Origin of the sequence: Ferrimicrobium acidiphilum DSM 19497 (genome assembly GCF_000949255.1) — a bacterium.
Taxonomy (GTDB): Bacteria; Actinomycetota; Acidimicrobiia; order Acidimicrobiales; family Acidimicrobiaceae; genus Ferrimicrobium; species Ferrimicrobium acidiphilum.
The window spans coordinates 37743-56815 of record NZ_JXUW01000019.1; the positions used below are offsets into that span (position 1 = coordinate 37743).

At 55.2% G+C, this 19073-nt stretch carries 19 protein-coding genes and 1 pseudogene; 8 read left to right on the forward strand and 12 right to left on the reverse strand.

The window, feature by feature from the left end; all coding sequences use genetic code 11:
• Position 1: 1 nt before the first annotated feature.
• From FEAC_RS09465 to FEAC_RS09480, 4 genes are read right to left on the reverse strand one after another with little or no spacing between them, the layout of a single operon-like run.
• Positions 2 to 640, reverse strand: coding sequence for a hypothetical protein (locus tag FEAC_RS09465; RefSeq protein WP_035391451.1), 639 nt, complete (start codon positions 638 to 640; stop codon positions 2 to 4).
• Positions 633 to 2276 (reverse strand): site-specific integrase, encoded by a 1644-nt coding sequence (locus tag FEAC_RS09470; protein WP_035391449.1) that lies wholly within the window; start codon positions 2274 to 2276, stop codon positions 633 to 635. Before FEAC_RS09470 ends, FEAC_RS09465 begins: the two co-directional genes overlap by 8 nt.
• A complete protein-coding gene (locus FEAC_RS09475; RefSeq protein ID WP_035391447.1) occupies positions 2276 to 2725 on the reverse strand; it encodes a hypothetical protein in 450 nt (149 codons plus the stop codon). Before FEAC_RS09475 ends, FEAC_RS09470 begins: the two co-directional genes overlap by 1 nt.
• On the reverse strand, positions 2715 to 2957 hold the full coding sequence (locus FEAC_RS09480) for a helix-turn-helix domain-containing protein (RefSeq protein ID WP_052566159.1): 243 nt from the start codon (positions 2955 to 2957) through the stop codon (positions 2715 to 2717). Before FEAC_RS09480 ends, FEAC_RS09475 begins: the two co-directional genes overlap by 11 nt.
• Positions 2958 to 3780: 823 nt before the next feature.
• On the opposite strand from FEAC_RS09480, the gene FEAC_RS16400 reads away from it, so the two are divergent.
• A complete protein-coding gene (locus FEAC_RS16400; RefSeq protein WP_081901250.1) occupies positions 3781 to 3987 on the forward strand; it encodes a tyrosine-type recombinase/integrase in 207 nt (68 codons plus the stop codon).
• Between the two features lie 492 nt (positions 3988 to 4479).
• On the opposite strand, the gene FEAC_RS09490 is transcribed toward FEAC_RS16400, so the two are convergent.
• The 4 genes from FEAC_RS09490 to yczE all read right to left on the reverse strand — a co-directional run bounded on the left by FEAC_RS09490 (position 4480) and on the right by yczE (position 8045).
• Complete coding sequence (locus tag FEAC_RS09490) at positions 4480 to 5250, reverse strand: DUF7019 family protein (protein WP_035391445.1); 771 nt, start codon at positions 5248 to 5250, stop codon at positions 4480 to 4482.
• A gap of 254 nt (positions 5251 to 5504) precedes the next feature.
• On the reverse strand, positions 5505 to 6728 hold the full coding sequence (locus FEAC_RS09495) for an MFS transporter (RefSeq protein WP_035391443.1): 1224 nt from the start codon (positions 6726 to 6728) through the stop codon (positions 5505 to 5507).
• Positions 6729 to 6820: 92 nt separating this feature from the next.
• Entirely contained in the window at positions 6821 to 7135 is a 315-nt protein-coding gene (locus tag FEAC_RS14765) for a type II toxin-antitoxin system Phd/YefM family antitoxin (protein WP_081901248.1), read from the reverse strand.
• Positions 7136 to 7343: 208 nt separating this feature from the next.
• Positions 7344 to 8045, reverse strand: coding sequence for a membrane protein YczE (gene yczE / locus FEAC_RS09505; protein ID WP_473234768.1), 702 nt, complete (start codon positions 8043 to 8045; stop codon positions 7344 to 7346).
• On the opposite strand from yczE, the gene yczR reads away from it, so the two are divergent.
• From yczR to FEAC_RS15595, 7 genes are all read left to right on the forward strand, one after another.
• Positions 8030 to 9517 carry a MocR-like transcription factor YczR gene (yczR, locus tag FEAC_RS09510; protein WP_052566161.1) on the forward strand — a complete coding sequence of 496 codons (1488 nt, stop codon included), beginning with the start codon at positions 8030 to 8032 and terminating at the stop codon, positions 9515 to 9517. The two genes, yczE and yczR, sit on opposite strands and share 16 nt — an antisense overlap.
• Before the next feature lie 233 nt (positions 9518 to 9750).
• On the forward strand, positions 9751 to 10317 hold the full coding sequence (locus tag FEAC_RS09515) for an NAD-dependent epimerase/dehydratase family protein (RefSeq protein ID WP_201773890.1): 567 nt from the start codon (positions 9751 to 9753) through the stop codon (positions 10315 to 10317).
• 182 nt (positions 10318 to 10499) lie between these two features.
• Entirely contained in the window at positions 10500 to 10790 is a 291-nt protein-coding gene (locus FEAC_RS09520) for a hypothetical protein (protein ID WP_035391437.1), read from the forward strand.
• The gene (locus FEAC_RS16405) at positions 10787 to 11026 is read left to right on the forward strand and encodes a WhiB family transcriptional regulator (protein ID WP_035391435.1); all 240 of its coding nucleotides are present in this window, start codon (positions 10787 to 10789) and stop codon (positions 11024 to 11026) included. The genes FEAC_RS09520 and FEAC_RS16405 overlap by 4 nt, the downstream gene beginning before the upstream one ends.
• Positions 11026 to 11511 (forward strand): hypothetical protein, encoded by a 486-nt coding sequence (locus FEAC_RS09530; protein ID WP_052566162.1) that lies wholly within the window; start codon positions 11026 to 11028, stop codon positions 11509 to 11511. Before FEAC_RS16405 ends, FEAC_RS09530 begins: the two co-directional genes overlap by 1 nt.
• Positions 11495 to 12466, forward strand: coding sequence for a nucleotidyl transferase AbiEii/AbiGii toxin family protein (locus tag FEAC_RS09535; RefSeq protein WP_035391432.1), 972 nt, complete (start codon positions 11495 to 11497; stop codon positions 12464 to 12466). Before FEAC_RS09530 ends, FEAC_RS09535 begins: the two co-directional genes overlap by 17 nt.
• 415 nt (positions 12467 to 12881) lie before the next feature.
• Positions 12882 to 13154, forward strand: a complete 273-nt coding sequence (locus FEAC_RS15595; RefSeq protein WP_156099322.1) for a hypothetical protein — start codon at positions 12882 to 12884, stop codon at positions 13152 to 13154.
• 248 nt (positions 13155 to 13402) lie between these two features.
• Here FEAC_RS15595 and FEAC_RS09545 read toward each other — a convergent pair whose 3' ends face one another.
• From FEAC_RS09545 to FEAC_RS09570, 4 genes and pseudogenes are all read right to left on the reverse strand, one after another.
• Positions 13403 to 14251 carry an HTD2 family dehydratase gene (locus tag FEAC_RS09545; protein ID WP_035391428.1) on the reverse strand — a complete coding sequence of 283 codons (849 nt, stop codon included), beginning with the start codon at positions 14249 to 14251 and terminating at the stop codon, positions 13403 to 13405.
• A gap of 390 nt (positions 14252 to 14641) precedes the next feature.
• A pseudogene (locus FEAC_RS09560) lies at positions 14642 to 16516 on the reverse strand (IS1634 family transposase).
• Positions 16517 to 16679: 163 nt separating this feature from the next.
• On the reverse strand, positions 16680 to 16901 hold the full coding sequence (locus FEAC_RS09565) for a hypothetical protein (RefSeq protein WP_035392467.1): 222 nt from the start codon (positions 16899 to 16901) through the stop codon (positions 16680 to 16682).
• A 1256-nt stretch (positions 16902 to 18157) separates the two neighbouring features.
• On the reverse strand, positions 18158 to 19073 hold a 916-nt coding region (locus FEAC_RS09570), incomplete at its 5' end, for a transposase (RefSeq protein WP_152623173.1).

Below are 19073 nucleotides of genomic sequence, written 5' to 3' on the forward strand. Positions count from 1 at the left end.
ATTAATCTAGCTCCTCCAACTGCATCTGAACTTTTCGGACAGCCTCCATCACTTCCAAGGCCGCACCGTTGAGCCGTTGTCGTGTCTCAGTGCTCAGCCATCGGAGAGATTCACTGGGATCGGAGAACTGATCATGAAGCGCATTACAGTACAAGCGTTCATCGAACCCGTGTGCTGCTGCGTAGTGCTCCTTGGCGAGCATCCGCAGGCTTGTAATTCCACAGTTAACGAGTAGTTCCCAGTCAGTATCAGAATCACCATCCGTCAATATTTTGACCACATTCGGTCGCATCGTTCGGAGAATATTTCGAATAGCTTGCGGACTGTTGGGGCGCCTCCGGCGCTCCAACCATTGGCGAAGCACCGCCACATCGTTGGGATCGACAGGTAGGGGACTTTTGAATCCATTGACAACCAGCTGGTCATCGTGCAGAGTGGCACCAACTAATTGAGAAGGTCGAAGAAAGTATTTGGTAAGCATCAGTAGCAACCCACGATTGCCACTCTCCGAGGCGGCCCTCCAGACCGCGGCCTCGACCACTGGTGGAATAAAGGCTAATCGTTGCCGACGTACTTTATCCGAACCAGAGGCTCCTCGCCTGCCTACCCTAGCGTTGGCATCCGACCTGCCTTCACCCATGATGCCCCCAACTACCGAGATACCTAGCGGCTTCTGCAACATTAGGCCGAAGGTAATTGAGTCGCATCTCGCCTCTGCTATGCCCCAGGATCGCCGTTATCGGGGCAAAGTCGTCCGGCGTGAGAGCGTCAGCCAAAAGCTTCGCCATCATCGGGCGAGTAAATCGAATGTCTTGATGCGGAATACGTTGGTCCGTCATCAATTGGTATCGACTGCACATTCGTTCAATCGCGGACGCAAAATCGCGTCGCGAGGCGTCTGAAGGCTCTTCAGGCGCATCGATTGGCAGCCAGTCGAGGTTGATCCCAAAGCCCTCAAGGAACGCTTCGGCGATAAAAAGCACGGCGCTACCCGTCTTGTTAGCCTTCCACGGAACATGGATAAGCCAACCCTCTCTCGTGACAACAACATACGATCGTCGGAGACCGAGAACGACGGAGGCCCGAGCGCACGATAAAATCTGAAGGATTATCAGTTTTCCGTAGGCTTCACCGGCGAGGAGCTTGGGCGCAAGAGCGAGAATGGAGACGGCCGTCAGCTGGTCAGGTGCTAAGTCATCCCGTGGCGCCTGCCAGAACGACTGAATCCTATGTCCCTGCAAACCGCACGGGAAAGCAAGAACGGAGGCGCCAAATCGCTGCGCTTGTTCAAGATACGTCACGAAGGGCTGAAATCCCTCCATGACTCTTTTCATCGCCCTTTCCCGAGCGGTATCCGTATCGCACCCCTGGAGACGGAACATCTTTTCCAAGGTTGCTGCATCCTGTGCGAGCGCCTCGTCATAGCGAAACGCCACCTCGGAATCCACCACGAGCCGACGCACATGTTCTAACCCTGGGGAAATCACCGGCGTGGCATCCAATCCAGCTACCCGCGAGAGGCGCTCGCAGTGCCTACCCACCCGAACAAGACGCTCCCAGGACGCCAAGCGACGAGGCCCCAGATAAGCCAGCATCGCAGCAGCCGCAGGAGAGCTGGTGCAAAGCCATCGCAGAGGTGCCAACGCTGCATCGCTAGTCTTCCTCCCCAATAGCCCCTCACACAGCCCCGCAAAGGTCGAAGGTATCAACCCTGAACGGACAACCAGCCAACCGTACTCCACACCTCCATAACCTCGTCGTATGCGGCTAGCAACCTCCCTGGCCGTAATTTGCTCGCCGTTCATTTCGAGACGCGGTTCCGGCCCAAGGATTTTCAGGAGCTGCAGCATCGAAGACGGCGGCGAGCCTGAGTAAAGCAGCTCCAATACCCCCAGTGCCTCGGGAAAATCTGTAAGCCGTGGAATGATTCGAAATAGCTGCCGCAACACTCGCTCTAAATTCGGTACCTCGTTGGGGAACTGCTGCCCTAAAGCGGCCAGGCTCCGTTGGAAGGCTGTCGTCCGCGTGAAGTCGTCGAGGATGCGCGGCAGCCCAATGCCATCCACGCCTTCAAGCGCAAGCAGAGCGCTGACTCGAACCTCCAGCGAGCGGCGTGTACGGAACTCCCGATCCCACTCGCTCGGCGACGCCTCCTCAAGATGGCGCAGCCCATTCACCAACTCCTCCTCTCCAATCTTCAGGGTGGCCGCGATTTCTGTACGCAGGCGGGCGAGGCTAGTCTCGCTTACTGCTACGGGCCTAGAGTCGCCATGCATCAGATGGCCCTCCGCTGGCCTCTCGGCAAGACCTCTAATTCCCAAATGCCCCCGAAATCTGGACTGTATCGACGATAGACGTCGACTGGCGTCGAACTCGAACCCTTCGCTGCCGGATCAAGAGCGCCTGGCAGAAGTTTACGTATGCTGCCACGTAGCCACACTTCGCGATGGCCGCGGAACTCCTTAATCGTGATAAGGGGTCCCGCAGTGATATCGGTGCTCAAAATCAAGCCGCACCAAGTGCTCCGCACTGAAAGTTGGTCAGCAAAAGAGGGAAGCAGCGTTTTGAGTGACAGCCTCCGATTCCGAGTGATGCGTCGCTCCCACGGACCATCCAGAGCAAACTCTCCCCTTCGCACTCGCTGCGCTCTACTAGGAGCCTTTGGCACCTGTTCCCAGAGGCAATCCATCTCTTCGTAGAGCTGTTGTTGAGGGTCAGCATCCATATTTCTTATCCCAACCTATGATCGTCACGGAAGTCAACCACTCAGAAATATCGCGCCGACTGAACCGAATGAAGTGCCCGACTTTTATGAAGGGTAACCGCCGCTCGGCGACAAGACGCCGCACATGGCGCTCACTCGTTCCCAGAATTTTTGCGAGCTCCACGACCGTCAATAGCGGGTCGAGGGCATCTGCACCACTCGTGGGCTGATCGCCCAATATTCTGCGGGTCATCGAACTCCTTTTCGCCAGTTGCTTCCGTAGCAATTCCTTTTCTCCAAAGCTATCACAAGGAGCAGTAATTAAGTGCGAATAATCCCACCCTAAGTGACATTCGAGAAATAAAAACCCTCCCACCAGGGACTTTCTAGAAGAATTGCCAACGGATCAACGCGAAATGAAGCATTTCCCGACACTATAAAGACTCGCAAATGTCATCTGGCCGTACGCATCGACGTACGCATCGACGTACGCATCGACGTACGCATCGACGTACGCATCGACGTACGCATCGACGTACGCATCGACGTACGCATCGACGTACGCATCGACGTACGCATCGACGTACGCATACGATTGAACCAAACATAATGATGTATATCTAACAGGGTATTTGCCTTCCAGAATCCGCCAAAATGTGACGCGGCGTCACATCATTGACTGTCTATTGCCCTCTCGATCTTGAGAGACAAATTCCTATTCGGCGTAACTCACCGTGATCTAGTGGTTCTTTTGACATTCATGTGGATCAGGTCGCCCTTTCATAGGGCGACTTCACGTCAATAGTCCTACAGACTTAGCAACACCAGGGCGAGGGGAACTTGCGCAGAGTGGATCCGCAGGAGCGAACAATGATGGAACGGACTCATTCACCCAGTCCTTCCGGGCTTGCAACGTGGTGGCCCAGACGGGTGACCGCGAACTGGTGTCAAGTGGCACCCGGGGATCAACTTGGGTGGGGGAGCACGTATTTCAACAGTGTCGGGGGTCCAATTGGCCGATTGGTTTGAGTCAATAACTTACTTGTCGGATTGGCTCCACCTAGCCGACCCGCGGGATCCGTCCGGTCAGCGATGACTGGAGTTCCTCACCAAATGGGTATCCCCTCGACCCTGACAACACCTCGCATGCTTTCCAAGCATTCGTCGCACGAGCAGTACTTGGCCGCCGCCATGTCCATGAATTTCGTCATGCCGCAGCCTCCCTGATGTTGCCGGCTGAAACTCCGCTACCCGAAGTATCCCGCGTACTTGGCCATAGCTGAACCCGAATCACCGACGAGGTCTAGGCGCACCTTGGATACGAGGCTTTGTGGGGTGCTGTTGATCGGCTGGCTGGCGTGCTGGATCCGAGTCTGGGGTCAAAATCGTAGCGAAACCGGGAAGGCTAGCTGGCTTCACGCTACTCACCTTGGTTAATCGTTGCCAATCGGCGGGCTCTAAAAGATTGTAGGATATCGCAAACAATCGGCGGGTGCTTGGTCGCAGTCACTGATGCCGCTCGATGCTCGGTCTGCTGGTTCCTAGTTGATGTTGACCCCTCGATTGTCACTGAATTTCTATATCTCTGGTGGCGAATCACCACGAGTCAAGTCGGTTGCCAAATAGACAAGCTTTAGACCGATCGGGTGGTGTGGGAAAGCAGCCCTGGTAATGATGCTCTAAGAAGTTGGGAACTTTCGCCAGTGTGCAGGCAGGCGAGAGCGTTTGAGACCATCTAGCTTTGTCGTCGATCGACTAGTTAAGAGGGTATGAGGCTACTCCGGCGAAACGGTGGAGGTGTTTATCGGGCTTGGTTCAGGCGTGGCTACCCATATTGGAGCACCCAGAATGACTAGATCGTACGGCTCGATGTCTTTGGCCACACAGAATCTCTGCATGAGCACATCCAATCGCCTCTGCTCAAAGCCTTTGAAGCGTTGGCCAAGCAAGCTGACCGCCGTATCAGCTCGGGTGTCCGGCGAATGTCCTAGATCGCGATCGAGCTCATAGTGATCTATCTGTGGGTCTGCCAACTCTCGAGTTCTTTCCAAGATGCCGTAAAGTCCGTCAACGTCGCTAGGGATTTCAGCCGAGCCGTCACTTACGGGTCTTCTACCGCGGTAGTTGGATGCAGAGCCAAAAAGTGCCACGAGCACCTTGCCAACATCGGGAACATTTACATCAGCCTTCATGACTGCAATCTCAACATTGCTTGTAGTTTGCCAGCCCATGTGGACCGTCAAGAACCCCATCGTTAGGTCAACCTGAGCCCGAATATATGAAGACTCATACTCCGAGATCGTGCCGGTCAAGTCCCGAACTGCCTCGGTAGCCTCTCGGCATAGCGCGAACTCATTGTCTCGATCAGGCGAATCTCTTTGGAAGCCAAGCATGCCGTGCAGTAATGAGATTGTCCGGAGTCTCCAGGCAAGACGATAGGTTTGATCCTGCTGGACAATCTGCCGTACAAGCCGACTGGAAATGTAACGAAAGTCGACCGGCCACCTATCTACCCCCATAGTCGACAGGATAGCACCGATGACCAAAACATAACAATGTCTCCTCACCTGGTGTTTTGAGTGTACTCGAATGTCCAAAAGTGAGACAGGTTGAGCGAGCCGTCGAGTTTGGGAAACCATCGCAACGATGGTTTGCTGAGCTAGAAAGGCAGTTCAATGGGGACATTATGAAAGGGACAGTCTGCGGGTCAAAGGCGAAGGTTGCCCTCTCTTGTCATGTTGCATAACAGCGAACCTACGATGACTCTGGTGACTGGCATTCTATAAGCAACGTCGAATAGTTAGGTTTTTGACCCCATGCCATCGAACAATACCCTCCGAAAGAGGACGGCACCAACGACAGCAGCTCCTGCGCACACCGGTGCCACCAAGAGCCCCGGCCCAACACCGACGCTCGTTACCAATAGGCCTACTACCGCTTCTGCAAGACCAACTCCTAGTGGCCAGGCAGCGCCGACGAGGGCGAAGGCTTCGGTAGCTCTTTCCGCTGGCGCCAGCTTTGAGACACATGCCAAAATGACCGCTACGATAGGGGCAAGACCAAGGCCAGCGATAACGCACAAGATCGCCGTCAACGCGAAGCCCCCACGGAGGACGACCAACATCACGAGACCGGCCGCGAACACACTGCTTGAGGCGACTAGCTCCACCTTGACATTACCTCTCAACCGAAGGCCACTATATAGCAGCCCTCCAAAAAGACTCCCTGCTGCAATCGCTGACAGCAGCACACCAGCCCGTGAAGCGCCGCCAATGCCGACTGCGTAAGCCGGCAGCGCAACAGTGAGTGCACCCTCTGCCCCACCTAACACACCGGCAAGGACAACCAGAACCCAGATGCCACGAGCGAGCCGATGCTCTGGTGGATGGTGCCGCCAAGTGAAGGATCTGCCGTTTCGACAAGAGCCCGCAGTGAGCGCGAACCCCGTAGAACCCGCACAGCCCAAGGCGGCCAAAACGATGACTGCGATCGAAGGACCGGCCACGACCGCAACTAGTCCAACCAAGCCGGGGGCAGCCGTCATAGAAAGCTCATACAAAAAGGCGTCAACGACGAGCGCCGAACGTGCCATCTCCTTTCGTGTAGTCGTCCAAAACGACCTAATGGCGGGGGTGAAGGCGGGCAAGGTCAGACCACATAACCCTGCCATTACGATGAGGCTAACGCTCTGGTCCGGTTCATGGCTTAGCAGCGCAAGTCCGAGCATCGCGACGGTATTAGCTGCGGCGGTGAGGCCCATGACGCGTCGGACACCGAATGCATCCATGAAGCGACCATGTTCACGTCGGGTAACCGCAGTGCTCAGTGCAAAGGCTGCCACCGCCAGGCCAGCAGGACCAAACGTACCAGTCGCGTGCCTTACGAGAAGAACGATTGCTAGGCCGATACCGCCTTCGCGTAGCCTCCCAATCAATCCCTCGGCTACAACCCAGCGGACCGTCGATGACCGGAGCAGGGTCGCGAAGTCCCTAAGTGGTCTTGTGCTCTCCGGTTCTGACGCCATTATCTATCGCCTATCCACTGCGAGGCTATTCCTGTCCCTCAGGACCTAGCAGTCGCGCATGTTCGGGCTGCCCTGCCGAGCAACTGCCGAGTTCAACAGGTTCCCCGATTATTTGATCGAGGATCCGTTGGGTGACCAGGAGTAGTCCAGGCTGCAATATCATGGCGATGACCCAACTCCTCCAGAGTCTCGGTTGTGGGGATGGGCAGCGAATGCACTTGGGTATGTTCGATGTCTTGTACCTCCACCTCCTGCAGTCGCTGCGCATCAGCGACCGAAACCAAGACGGCCATCGGTCGACCGTGGCGTGTCAGCGTGACATGGTCGCCGCTGTAGGCGACAAGATTGACCAACTCGGCCAACTGGCCGCGGGCTTCGGTGACCGGTATGGTTCTCTCTGAGTTCATGTTCGTATTGTACTTTCTGTACGTTCTGAACGCAAACTAGGGGCCGACGAGCTGGGAATCCATGGGCATGCCAGCTATAGTCGCCGACGGCTCATACGAAAGGCAAGACTACGTCGGGCAGGTCCTCTACGAGGTCGCTCTCAGGCACAATCGAGACAGTCAAAGGGATGACCCACACGAGCTGATCAAGAAGATCTATAGCCAGTCGCTACTCCGTGGATTCGACCAACTTCACCCTAAGAAAGGGTATGAGAACATGCACGAGCGGGCCAATGGCGATTGCATACGCGAGCGTACCAAAGCCAACCTGTCCGCCCAACAACCATCCTGCTAGGAGCACCGTTGCCTCGATCGATGTGCGCACCACTCGGATGCTGTGACCACGAGCCGAAATACCGAGCATAAGCCCGTCTCTCGGGCCTGGGCCTAGCATGCCACCGATGTAGAGCCCGGTCGCGATCCCATTCAAAGCTACACCAAGGAACATAACGATCCATCGGTCATTGCCGTGAACATGTGGTGCAAGCCAAAGCACCAAGTCCATTGTTGACCCGATCAGAGCAACGTTTGCAAGGGTACCGACTCCAGGTCGTTGACGAAGTGGAATCCAGAGTACGAGTACCCCCACCCCCACGAGAATCGCCCAAGTGCCAATTGGAATACCAGTATGTCTTGCGAGACCTTGATTGAGGACATCCCATGGATCGAGCCCCAGCCTCGCTATTACCAGCATCGAATCACTTACTCCGTAAAGAAAGAGTCCAGCTAACAGTTGCGTGACTCTTCTGACTCGACGGTCATGCGGTAGGGGCGCGACAACTCTTGAGGGCAGCCGCCTCAACCATGTGAACTGGTGAAATTCGGGATCTTCGGTAGGCACATGAATTAATTTAGATGATGGTGGAGGCACAATCAGGATCCGCTTATGGGAATGTGGTATCTAAACCACGGTCGTTACGTAGCCATCAGCTCGCGCAACTCCTCGGCGACTGGCCATCGGTGAGTCGTAAGGGTCCACTTTACGCCCGTCTTGGATTGGGTATTCGTTCGCTGATCCTTGACGCCCGAATCCCTTATGGTGTCCGACTGCCCGGTGAACGCTCGCTTGCGGCTGAGCTACATGTGAGTCGGCGAACCGTCTCCTCTGCTTATGCAATGCTAAGAGAGGAGGGAGTCCTGGTGAGTCGGCATGGAGGAGGTAGCTGGACTCAGTTGCCTCAGGGGCGAAGTCGACAGGGCGCCGCCTGGGGTCCAGCGGTCTGGCAAGGATCGGGTTGGCTCGATCTCGCCGTCGCAGCCATAGCTGGGGACCCGAGGATCGCGATGGCGCTCGTAAAGGTGCATGAAGCGCTACCCCACTATCTCACCCATCACGGATACACTCCCCACGGGCTACTGGCGTTGCGTGAAGCAGTTGCCGAGCACTACACCAGTCGTGGCTTGACGACATCCGTAGAGCAGATCGCGATTACAAGTGGCGCTCAACAGGCGATATCGCTCGTAGTGGAAGCACTCAGCGACCCACTCGACCCAGTTGCGATCGAAACACCTACCTATCCAGGAGCACTGGATGTCCTTCGACGACACCGATCACGAGTGATCGATGTTGGGTTGGATGACGATTCGGCATCACTTCGCATCGCCATGCGCCAAGTCCTACCACGGCTCGTGTATCTGATAGCTGACTATCACAACCCAACCGGAAGACTGCTCGGTGCAACCCAACGTGAAGAACTCGTACGGACTGCGGCGGACTGCGGTTCACAGTTGTTGGTCGATGAAAGCTTTGCCGAGCTGGGGTTCGACGACTCTCCTGTCGTTGCCCCGTTGGCAAGCTTTGGCGGTGAAGGGCGCGTCATCTCAGTGGGCTCGATGAGTAAGTCTTATTGGGCCGGCCTCCGCGTAGGGTGGGTGCGGGCGGATCGTACTGTGATTTCGCATCTGGTTGAAGCCAGGGCTACATTCGACATGGCAAGCCCGGTAGTTGATCAACTTCTCGCAGCTGAGCTCATCCGTGGAGGGAGTGATTTACTCGATTCCCGGCGACAGATGCTTCGTATTCAGCGCGATGCCTTGGTGGAGGCTATCCATTCACACCTCCCTAACTGGCAATTCGAGGTGCCATGCGGCGGTATCTCGCTATGGGTCAACCTGGGAGAACCCATCAGTACTCTGCTTACGGCTAGGGCTGAAAGTTACCAGATTCGCCTGGCTTCCGGCCCTCGTTTTGGACTTTCAGGAACACTGGAGAACTTTCTTCGTATTCCCTTCACGCTCGCGCCCCACGATATCGTCGCGGCGATCGAGCGCCTGAGCGCGGTCGTGACCGATGTGAATCGTGGCTGGAGTATAACCGCACCGGTTGGTGACACTCTAGTGTAAGTGCGCGACGACTTGGCCAGCTCAATTGCGTGAACAAGCCTACTGGAGTTCGTCTCCATTGATGGGCTTGTTTGTTTACGACGAACCACTCGAATCGCTGTTGCAGGGGCCGTCCAGAGCCGCGAGACGGTTGCGATAGAGCGCTGCGCACGTGAGCAACCATCCGCTGAGGGTTACCGATCATGTGATCAGCGTTGAGGTTGACTAATTAACCTAATGACATGAGAATCTTCGTGGCAGGCGCAAGTGGGGTCATTGGGCGACGCCTCGTTCCCCTACTCGTCGCAAATCGCCATGATGTTGCAGCGATGACCCGCACTCCGAGTAGGGTCGAAGAGTTACAAATCATGGGAGCCACGCCGGTTCTCTGCGATGTCTTTGACCACGACGAATTGGTTAATGTCGTAACAGGGTATAAGCCAGATATCGTCATCCATCAACTAACCGACTTGCCCAACGATCACACACTTATCCGTGAACATTCCTCCTCCAATAATCGGATACGACGAGAAGGGACAACGAATCTCGTCAATGCGGCCCAGGCCTGTGGTGCCAAAGTCATAGCCCAAAGTATCGCTTGGATACTTCCAGGGGACGGTGGTGCTGCAGTGGAGTTCCTCGAGCACACCGTCCTTGCCGCTGGTGGAGTCGTTCTTCGATACGGTCAGTTCTACGGGCCTGAGACCTACTTCGAATCAGAGCCACCACCTCGGCCCAGGGTGCACGTCAACGATGCAGCTAGCAAAACTTTAGATTCCCTCTATGCCCCAAGCGGAGTGCTAAACATCGTCGAGGCCTAGAAAACCGGGCCCAAGGAAAGCACGCTCCAGGACCAAAGTTACTCCTGGCGAAACGAGAAGCTGGTAGTCATGGCCTCACTTCACAAGGCAAGTGTGCCCTCTGTGTTGCGTAAAGAAGGTAACAGCGCCGGTACCAGCTCGTGGTCGTCAGGGATTGTGGGGCTGGGAGTGGGAAGAGAACAATGAGTAAGGTTTGGATCGTAATAGGCTCGGTGCCTTGGGAATCCCAGGATCCGATCGCAGCATTTAGCACCGAGAAGGACGCTCGGGCGTTTTGTGCGAAGCTTGAGGCGCGACGTAAACGCTATGAGGACGCACAAGTGCGGTTCTACACCAAGCTAGATCTATTAAAGGAGACAATGAGCATGGAAGAGGCTTGGTCTCGGGCAGGGAAAGAACCACAGTGCCCCAAGGACGATTGGCCGGAGTACTACGTCGAAGGAGTAGCATTCCACGCTAAGGCAGCGTCATGACCGACGCCTGGCGAAAGCAAGCGACCTGTGTGGGGCTGCCTACCGAGTGGTGGTTTGAGTCCGAGCGCACTTGGCGCACGACGCTTGCAAAACAGCTTTTTACCGACTGTGTGCGCAAAGAGCCATGCCTCGCCGAGGCTCTCGCCAATCCCACAGCACAGGGGGTCTGGGGCGGTCATTGTTTTCCTAGTGCTCGACAGCGACTCTTGAAGATACGGCGTGTGGAGGCAGGTTGATGGCGCTTACTGCGCACATGTGCCCGCTTGGCCCACTTGTATATAATAGAGGTATGTACACCTCCAAGATCAGACCCGCGATTGAGAAGTACCTAGAGGACCGTCCGAACGAGGCTGCCTTCTTGCGCTCCGAATTTAACGGATTAGGCAAGACCCGCTCTGGGGTGGATAAAGCACTGCGGGCTATGGTCAAAGATGGGAAGCTTGTACGAGTGGGTTATGGGGCTTACGTAAAGGCTGAAACCATCATCAGCCCCATCAGCAAGGCGTCAGCGATAGTGCCAGTCGTTCTAACTGAAACATGGGGTGCTCAGCTCTTGCGCAAACTAGGCATAGATCCGCAGCCAGATAGCGCTCTACGAGCATATAACGAGGGTAGGAGCACGCAGGTACCGGCATGGTTCGCCTTCGATGTCGGAAACTCTCGCATTAGGCGACAGATCGGGTTCGGAAAGGGGCGGCTGGTCTATGAGAGGTCTAAGTGACGTAGAGCATACCACAATCAGTGCCATCGATCGCGAGCATCTTGTCCCCATTTCTCCAGCAATGCTCGAGAAGGACATTCTTGTCCGAGAAGCGATCTTGGCCATTAGGGACGCTGGACAAGACGAAGGTTGCCAGTTGGTGTTTTGTGGTGGCACTTCGCTCAGCCAAGCTCACCAGCTCATCGAGCGTATGTCCGAGGACGCAGACTTGCGCATAGTCGTCCCGGATGGCTTGAGCCGGGGACAAACTCGCAAGTTGCTTTCGACCGTCAAGACCGAAATCGTAGCCCTCCTGGGGGATGCCGGGTTCCCGTTGGTAAGCGAGATGCGAGGCCGCAACAACAACTCGTACATGATGGGCGAGTTCGCCTACCAAAGTCGATTCCCCAGACAGGATGCTGCAATGCGTGAACATCTCAAACTCGAGATGACCGCGTTTGCTCCAATTACTCCGGTATCACAATTGCCCTTGGCCACCATCGTAGACAGGGTGACAGGTACCGTGTCGGACGCAGATACCATTCCAACCATCTCTGTCATGGACACTCTGGCCGACAAGGTGGTCGGTTATCTACGCCGCACCTCTCAGGAACGTGCCGGACTAACTCGTGGGGATTACGATGATCGCCAGGTGCGCCACCTGTACGACACCCACTGCGTGCTCGAGCGACTGTCGAACTCGTCAGACTTTGACGCGCTCCAGTTCGCAGACCGGATTAGCGACCTAGTTTCCCAGACCGTTGCTCGCGATGTCGAAACCTATGGGCACCAGCACGAGGTCTTTGCTGGTGATCCTTACGCAGTACTCCGCGACGAGCTTGGCCGCGTTCGTGATGATGATACGCGAACTCGGTACGAGCAGTTCTGTCAGACCATGATATGGGGCGAGACGCCGAGCTTCGATGATGTCACTGGGACCTTTATCAACTTGGCCCGCGGCGCACTGGGTGGGTAAGGTGATGACGACAACTTAGGACTTGGAGCATTCGCGCCAACCAGGAGACATCCGTAAAGGCAACGTCGAGCGCGGTGACTGACCAAAACATAACGATGGACTATGAGCTGGGGGGTTTATTTGTCTTCCGCTATGCAAAAGTGACGCGGCGTCACTTTTGGAGCCGCTCCAAACCATCTGGTACCAGATGGTGAGTTGGCAAATCGGCTGGCTCTAAGAGTCCCTACAGCCGACACCATGGCGTCGCGCCCACGACACGGCACGTTGTGCACGACCTGTGCCACTCTTAGCGGGCAACATCCCGACATAGTAGGATCCACGGTCGGTAGCGTTTTTGATGGTGGGCGGCTTACCACCCAGTTCCAGGTTGCACGGAACAATGTGCTCGGCAACCATAGCCATTACGGCGCTGCCGGTGGGGACCGACCCAGTTGCTCCCGCCCTTCGCTCAGACGCCGCCCGTGCCAAAGACGCCACCAAACTAGGAGCAAATGGCGAGGTCCTCCATAGCTTTGCTACCCTGCTTGCCCACCTTGGAACCCTTACCAGAAACACGGTTGAATTTAGCCAAGGCATCCAGATAGAACAGCTCTCGGTGCCAACTCCACTGCAGCGTCGAGTCTTTGAACTCATTGGATCACCGATTCCAATCACCATTGGAGGCAAGTCGACAGAACAAAAGCACTGACCCACGATAAAGTACCTGGTAGGAGGTACTATCGGTCGGCAGGTTAGGCTTAAGCTCGGTTTAGGTAGCTAGTCCATCAGGACATGGTCGTAAACATTCCGGACTCAAAGCCAGCGCGGCGCTCAGTTTTGGCCTCCATCAAGCCCGAGACAACCTGGTCAAGCCGACCTGCGCCATTGGGGTTACTCGGCACTCTGTATCTTGGTGGGCCATTGCGAAAGCGAGCCAGTATGCGGCAGGTGGTTGGACTACGTCCGCAGCGGACGAAGAGTACTGGTTGCGGTTACGATACCAGTGGCGTCCCTCACCTGCGCCGAGACACCGGTCTCCTCAGGTCCGCTCATCATTGCCGTTAGGCGCTGCTCACCTACCGCAGGTGCGACAAGGCGGTAGGCGAACTCTTGACCCACCAGCGGCAAGCCTGAGCGGCGAATCAGCTCGCTCATCATCAGGGCTTGCAACGGCCCATGCACGACTAGTCCAGAGTAACCCTCCTGTTGCGTGGTATAAACAGAGTCATAGTGGATGCGGTGTGCGTTGTACGTCAATGCTGAAAACCGAAATAGCATTACCGAGTTGACGTCGAGAGTGAGGCTGTTGTCGGGTGGCGGGGTCTCGTTGGTGTTGGACATAATTGGTAGCCTCGATCCAGGCGCCCGGTAGACGATATCTCGCTCGTCAACGATCGCTAATCGTCCGTTCTGCTCGATGTCACTGCGAACGGTTACGAAGGTCAGCGGACCGGACTTACCCTCCTTTTCGACGGTGCGGATGACCCGTGTAGTACGTGTTGCTGGTTCGCCAAAACGTAGAAGAATGTGCATGTACACACGTCCACCGGCGAACATGCGTAGGCGACCGGGACCGGGGGGTGCCGGTATGCCGTGTCTCGGGTGCCCGTCCGGGCCCAAGTCGCTCTGTCGCGGGTGCTCAAGCAGGTAGACCCAGTGCCACAGGGCGGGTAGCTCGTCGCTGACGGAGGGCGCGTCGATGTCCAGCACGCCTGCCAGCCCCTCGGCTGGCCCAAGAGTAATTAACTCAGTGCGGGTGCTGGTCTCGGGTTCATTCGCCAGAATGTTTGTCGTGTTCGATGTCATGACTGATCCCTTTCTTGGTACTGTTGATTGCCCTTGGAGAGAATTCGGCGCGGATAGCATCATTGTGCTGGCCGAACCCCGGTATTGCGTCCATCGCGGCGTCGCGGCCCGATACGGTGACTGGAGGAAGCAGAGAGCGTATCGGCCCGACGGGGGAGTCGACATTACGCCACCGGTTGCGTGTCTTGACCCAAACATAATGATGCATATCTACCAGGGTCTTTACCTTCCAGAATCCGTCAAAAAGTGACGCGGCGTCACATTGTTGACTGTCATTTGCCTCCGTGATCTTGAGAGACAACTTCATCTGCGGTGTAACTCCCTTGCCCAACTTTCGAAACTCATCCGCATTCTCCCTGGTAGAGGGGTTGGGGTTAGAGCAGTAGGACACTACAAACGCGTGGCAATTGTCTTTGTGCGCTTCAGGGGGTCCCTGACCCCAAGAAGAGAATAGATCTTGCGCTGTGTTGGCTCTGGGACAGAGGAGACCCGTATGTGATTGACGATCCCCTCGTCACTAGTCAACACCATGGTGGTCCTAGCGTGGGTAGAGACCTGTTCTTTAATCGTCGACCAACTCCTGGTGTCATCGTTAGATCGCAAGGTGAGCTCAATAGCGCTGAGGAGATGATAGCCAAGTACCGAGATGAACAGGTGAGCAGCGGTTCTCGTTGCTAGCTGGTGATAGACGGGACGAAGGCCAAGATCGTTCTTTAGGGACCGAAAGGTATTCTCGACTCTGGTTAAGGTCATATAGAGACTCCAGATCTCGCCCTCTGTGAGTTCGTTGTGATTCGTCTCTATCACGTAGGCACCACGTAGGTAGTCTTTACCCGTCTTGGTCGGCTTTTCAGTAATGGTGAGATCTATGACCCGGTCTACTCGACTCCGCTTTATGACCTTGCCATGATCCTCGTGGTAGCTGAGCGAAAAGTCGTAGTTACCGGCAACACTTGGGTACTTAGCCTTGATGCGTCCGATCCTCTCTGAGACGAGTTGGGTCTTTTACCACCGCACCCCTTGGCGATAGAGCGGCTTCAATCGTTCGATGTCAGCTAGAAACCTGGTGCTAGCTTGACTGGCGATCCCCGTTTCTTTATTCTTTCTCCCTACAGATGAGCACAGAACCACACTGGTTTGGCCCTCTTGGAGCTTCTTTAGTCCAACAGCTGAACCGTTGGCATCGGTGACCTCTACGAATCCCTCTAGAGAGCGGAAGTGTTCTTTGTAGAGACTCGCCTTATTGGCTCGTTCGATAACGACGTAGTTGAGCTCTTTCTCGATACAGAGTGAAACGTTGTCAGCAGTTGCGATACCGCGGTCCATGATGATGGTAGGGGTAACCCCAGCAAAGAGCGTCTCTCCTCTCAACTCCTCGAGGTGGGCCAAAACATCAGCTAAAGTCCTTGGTTCTGAGACACTACCCTCATAGATCTCGGAGTAGATGGGCAATCCTCTTGCATCAACCACGAGGGCAAGTGAGACAAGCGCACAGTCGTAGCGCTTCTCCTTGGAGTGGCCATACTTAGCAAGGGTATTGGCCTTGGCATTGCCCTCGAAGTAGGTATTGGTCAGGTCAAAGAGGAAGAGGGTCTCATCAGTTGGAAACAGAGTGGACGAGGAGCGAAAGAGCGCTCTCTCGATCTCGTCCTTTACCCCATAGAGTGCGTCAGCGACCTCATACACCTGGTCTTTGGTAAACTTTGCGATCTCAATACCAGCCAGCTCGACAAGTGAGGAGTTATCCCGGATCCACCTGTAGGTAGCAAGGTCAGAGCCTGGATGGATGAGACGAGCAAGGATGACGGCCTTAGCGATAGGGAGTGCCTTTACAGGTAGCCCTGCATTCGCCAGGATCTCTTCGCACCCGAGGAGATCATAGAACCTCTCTCCAATGAGCTCTGGACCAAGGCTCCGTACCTTTGTGGTTGTGGCGGTATTGAGATCAACACGTTCAAAGTCCGCCTCATTGTCTCGTCTGCTATCACTTGTAGTGATCTCACTCTTCACACTGAGCTTGGTCATCACCATGTCGGCATAGTGAGCGATCTTTGGATCCTCGTCAAAGATCGACTCCACTCCAGATAGGCGGTCACTAATCACCCGAGCTAGAGCTGGCCAGAGAGGCTTCTCGAGATCTAGATCAGTGAGGGTCAAAATGATCCTCTGTCTTGGACCATTCTCAGTTCTATACGACTCGACGAGTTGATACTTGGTATATGTTGCACCGGTCTTGGCCTTGGTATCAACTGAGCGGATATACATAGAATCGATGCTACCAGCGAGTAGGAGGGAATGCTGTCATAAAATGCAAGTATATTAATAATTAGGACACTACATTCATCCCCAAACATACCCCACCTGGTATATAACCTGCCATAATACAAATCCCACCTGTGGATAACCCATCGAAATCGGGCAAAAAGATCTAGCTAGACGCTAATTCGGGAAGATTCTCCGAAAGTTGGGCTTGGCCTACGTCTTGGTCTAGAGATGCGAGGATCAGATCAACGACACGGTTTGAGTTCCCGATCGGCATAGTCGAAATGAACTGCGGCAGCAGCTCGGCGAACTCGTCGGTCTGGCCGTCCCTGAGATGGTCTACCAAGATCCGATATATCTCACTCCCGTTCTCGATCCCTGGATACATTCCAATAACCATCTCCGCACGGGAAAGTCAGATGAGCTGAGTGCATGGACCACTCAAGCCACCAATCGAGCTTAATAGCGACATTCTTTGGTCCTCAATGGTTCTGCACCAAACTCTTGACGCGCTCTCGGCTGCAAGCCAGGGTGGTGACTACTCCTGACAGCCTCCGTCACCAGCATTACGTCTTTCGACGGTATCTGCAACGTCATAGGAATTCTTGAGAATACCGAACGACTTGACTTTCGACGTTGGTTGACCAAAACATCACAACGGCCTGATACCTAGGTGTATCCGTGCCAGTTGTCGTACGAAAGCGACGTGGCATCACCTTTTTGTCGGCACCTGAGTGTCATGGGACGTCCAATGGAAGTGTTCAGCCTGGTTTGTTTCACGGATTTGCCAGCCACCCCGTCTAAAGACCCACTGAAGCGCATAAAGCCGATTGTTGCCCGTTCGTAATGTCCCATATTTGGACCCCAATCTACTTACCCGGGAGCATGGGGGTGAGCTGCGAAAGTTGGGCTGAGGCGTCCCATCCCAGCAGGGATCTTGTTCTGCGTACTCGGCAACGACTCCCCGGGCGCTGACAAAAACTCACATAAACCCCAGCTCAACACGCGCATACGAGGTGACGGCTATCCCTGTGCTCTTCCAGCTCAACACGCAAACATCGAGTCTGTGGCCAAAACATAACAATGGCCCGTTACCTGGGTATTTCTGTGCCTATTGTCGTGCGCAAGTGACGCGGCGTCACCTTTTTGTCGGCGCCTGAGTGCCATAGGACGTCCAATGGAAGTGCTCAGCCTGGTTTGCTTCAGGGATTTGCCAGCCGCCCTGCATGAAGAGACTTCTAGTCGAGCGAATACAATAGAGATACCGTCAGGTGCGTCAAGAAAGTTTTGACCAAACGGTATACCCCTCTTTGACCAGGGACCTCTCCTACACACGTTGTCAAGAATCACCTGCGGTGCTCGCACGCTTGGGACCTAACAGGCGAGCGGCCTGCATTGTTAGCCAACCCTCATCACCCTGGCAGTCACTTGGGCGGGGGTGATGGGGTTGATGCAAAGGCCGTCGTACTAGAGATACCTGTGAGTATCTGGCTGCGATTCGTCTAGGAGCGTGAGTCCGAATCATTCCCAAAATCCAGGGCTGAGGTCCTAAAATCTCCCAAAATCGGGGGTTGTAGTCTCGGGTTCTTGGTTTCGGTCCCGAATTGGGGTCAATGATCCCAAGTCGGACCTATTCGCTGTGTTCTAGGCCATCACCAACCCTGCATTCACTCTTGCATTGGAGAGTTTTCGTAAGTTATGACAGATTGAGTGCAGCGTCCATTCGGTTTGTGCTCCTTGTAGTCCTCGAAGGCGTAGGTATCCTGCTTTTTGTCTGACTTTCATCTGTCCAAAAGCGGGTTCGACGATAGCTTTGCGTCTGGCATAGTCAATGCGTCCAGGCTTGGTTCGAAGAGAGCGAGCCATGCGTTCTCTTGGCGTTGCGTTCTTTGGGATCCGCCCGCGTGGGGACTCACTGACTCGTTCGTTGTGCTTTATGCGTCCGGTTGCGACGAGAGCGTTGATGTCGAACTTGGTGATGTGGCCAAGGTTGGCCTCCGAGCAGTAGCCAGCATCAGCTAGGTAGACCCGTGGCGAACGTTTGATCTTTGCTGCTTTGAGGCTTGTCGTAGTCGCCTCGATCATGGGGATGAGTTCGTTGACGTCTCCGGCGGCTTGGGTTACCTTGGTTGCAACGATTACCTGAGAGCCTTCATCCACCACTGCCTGGGCGTTGTAGGCGAAGTGGAATCCCTCGTTGGTCTTCATCATCCGAGAATCGGGATCAGTGAAGCTGCGTTGGGCTTTGGGGTTTGGTCGAATTGGGGTTTGTGTAGCATCAGCATCGGTGCTGGTCGGGGCCGGGGCAACGGTCTCGGTGGAGCCGGCACCCTTTGCATCATCAACAACGGTACCCTCGGTCTTGGCATCGGTGCTGGTCGGGGCCTGGGTGTTGGCCTTGACATCAGTGCTGGCCTTGACCTCTGCCTTCTTGCTGGTTGTGGTGTTGGCCTTGGCACGCTTATCAGCTTTGGCCTCGGCCTTAGCACGGGCCTCAGCTTCGATGGCCTCCTTGGCTTGACGCATCTTGGCTATACGGGTCTCACGACGACGAAGCTCC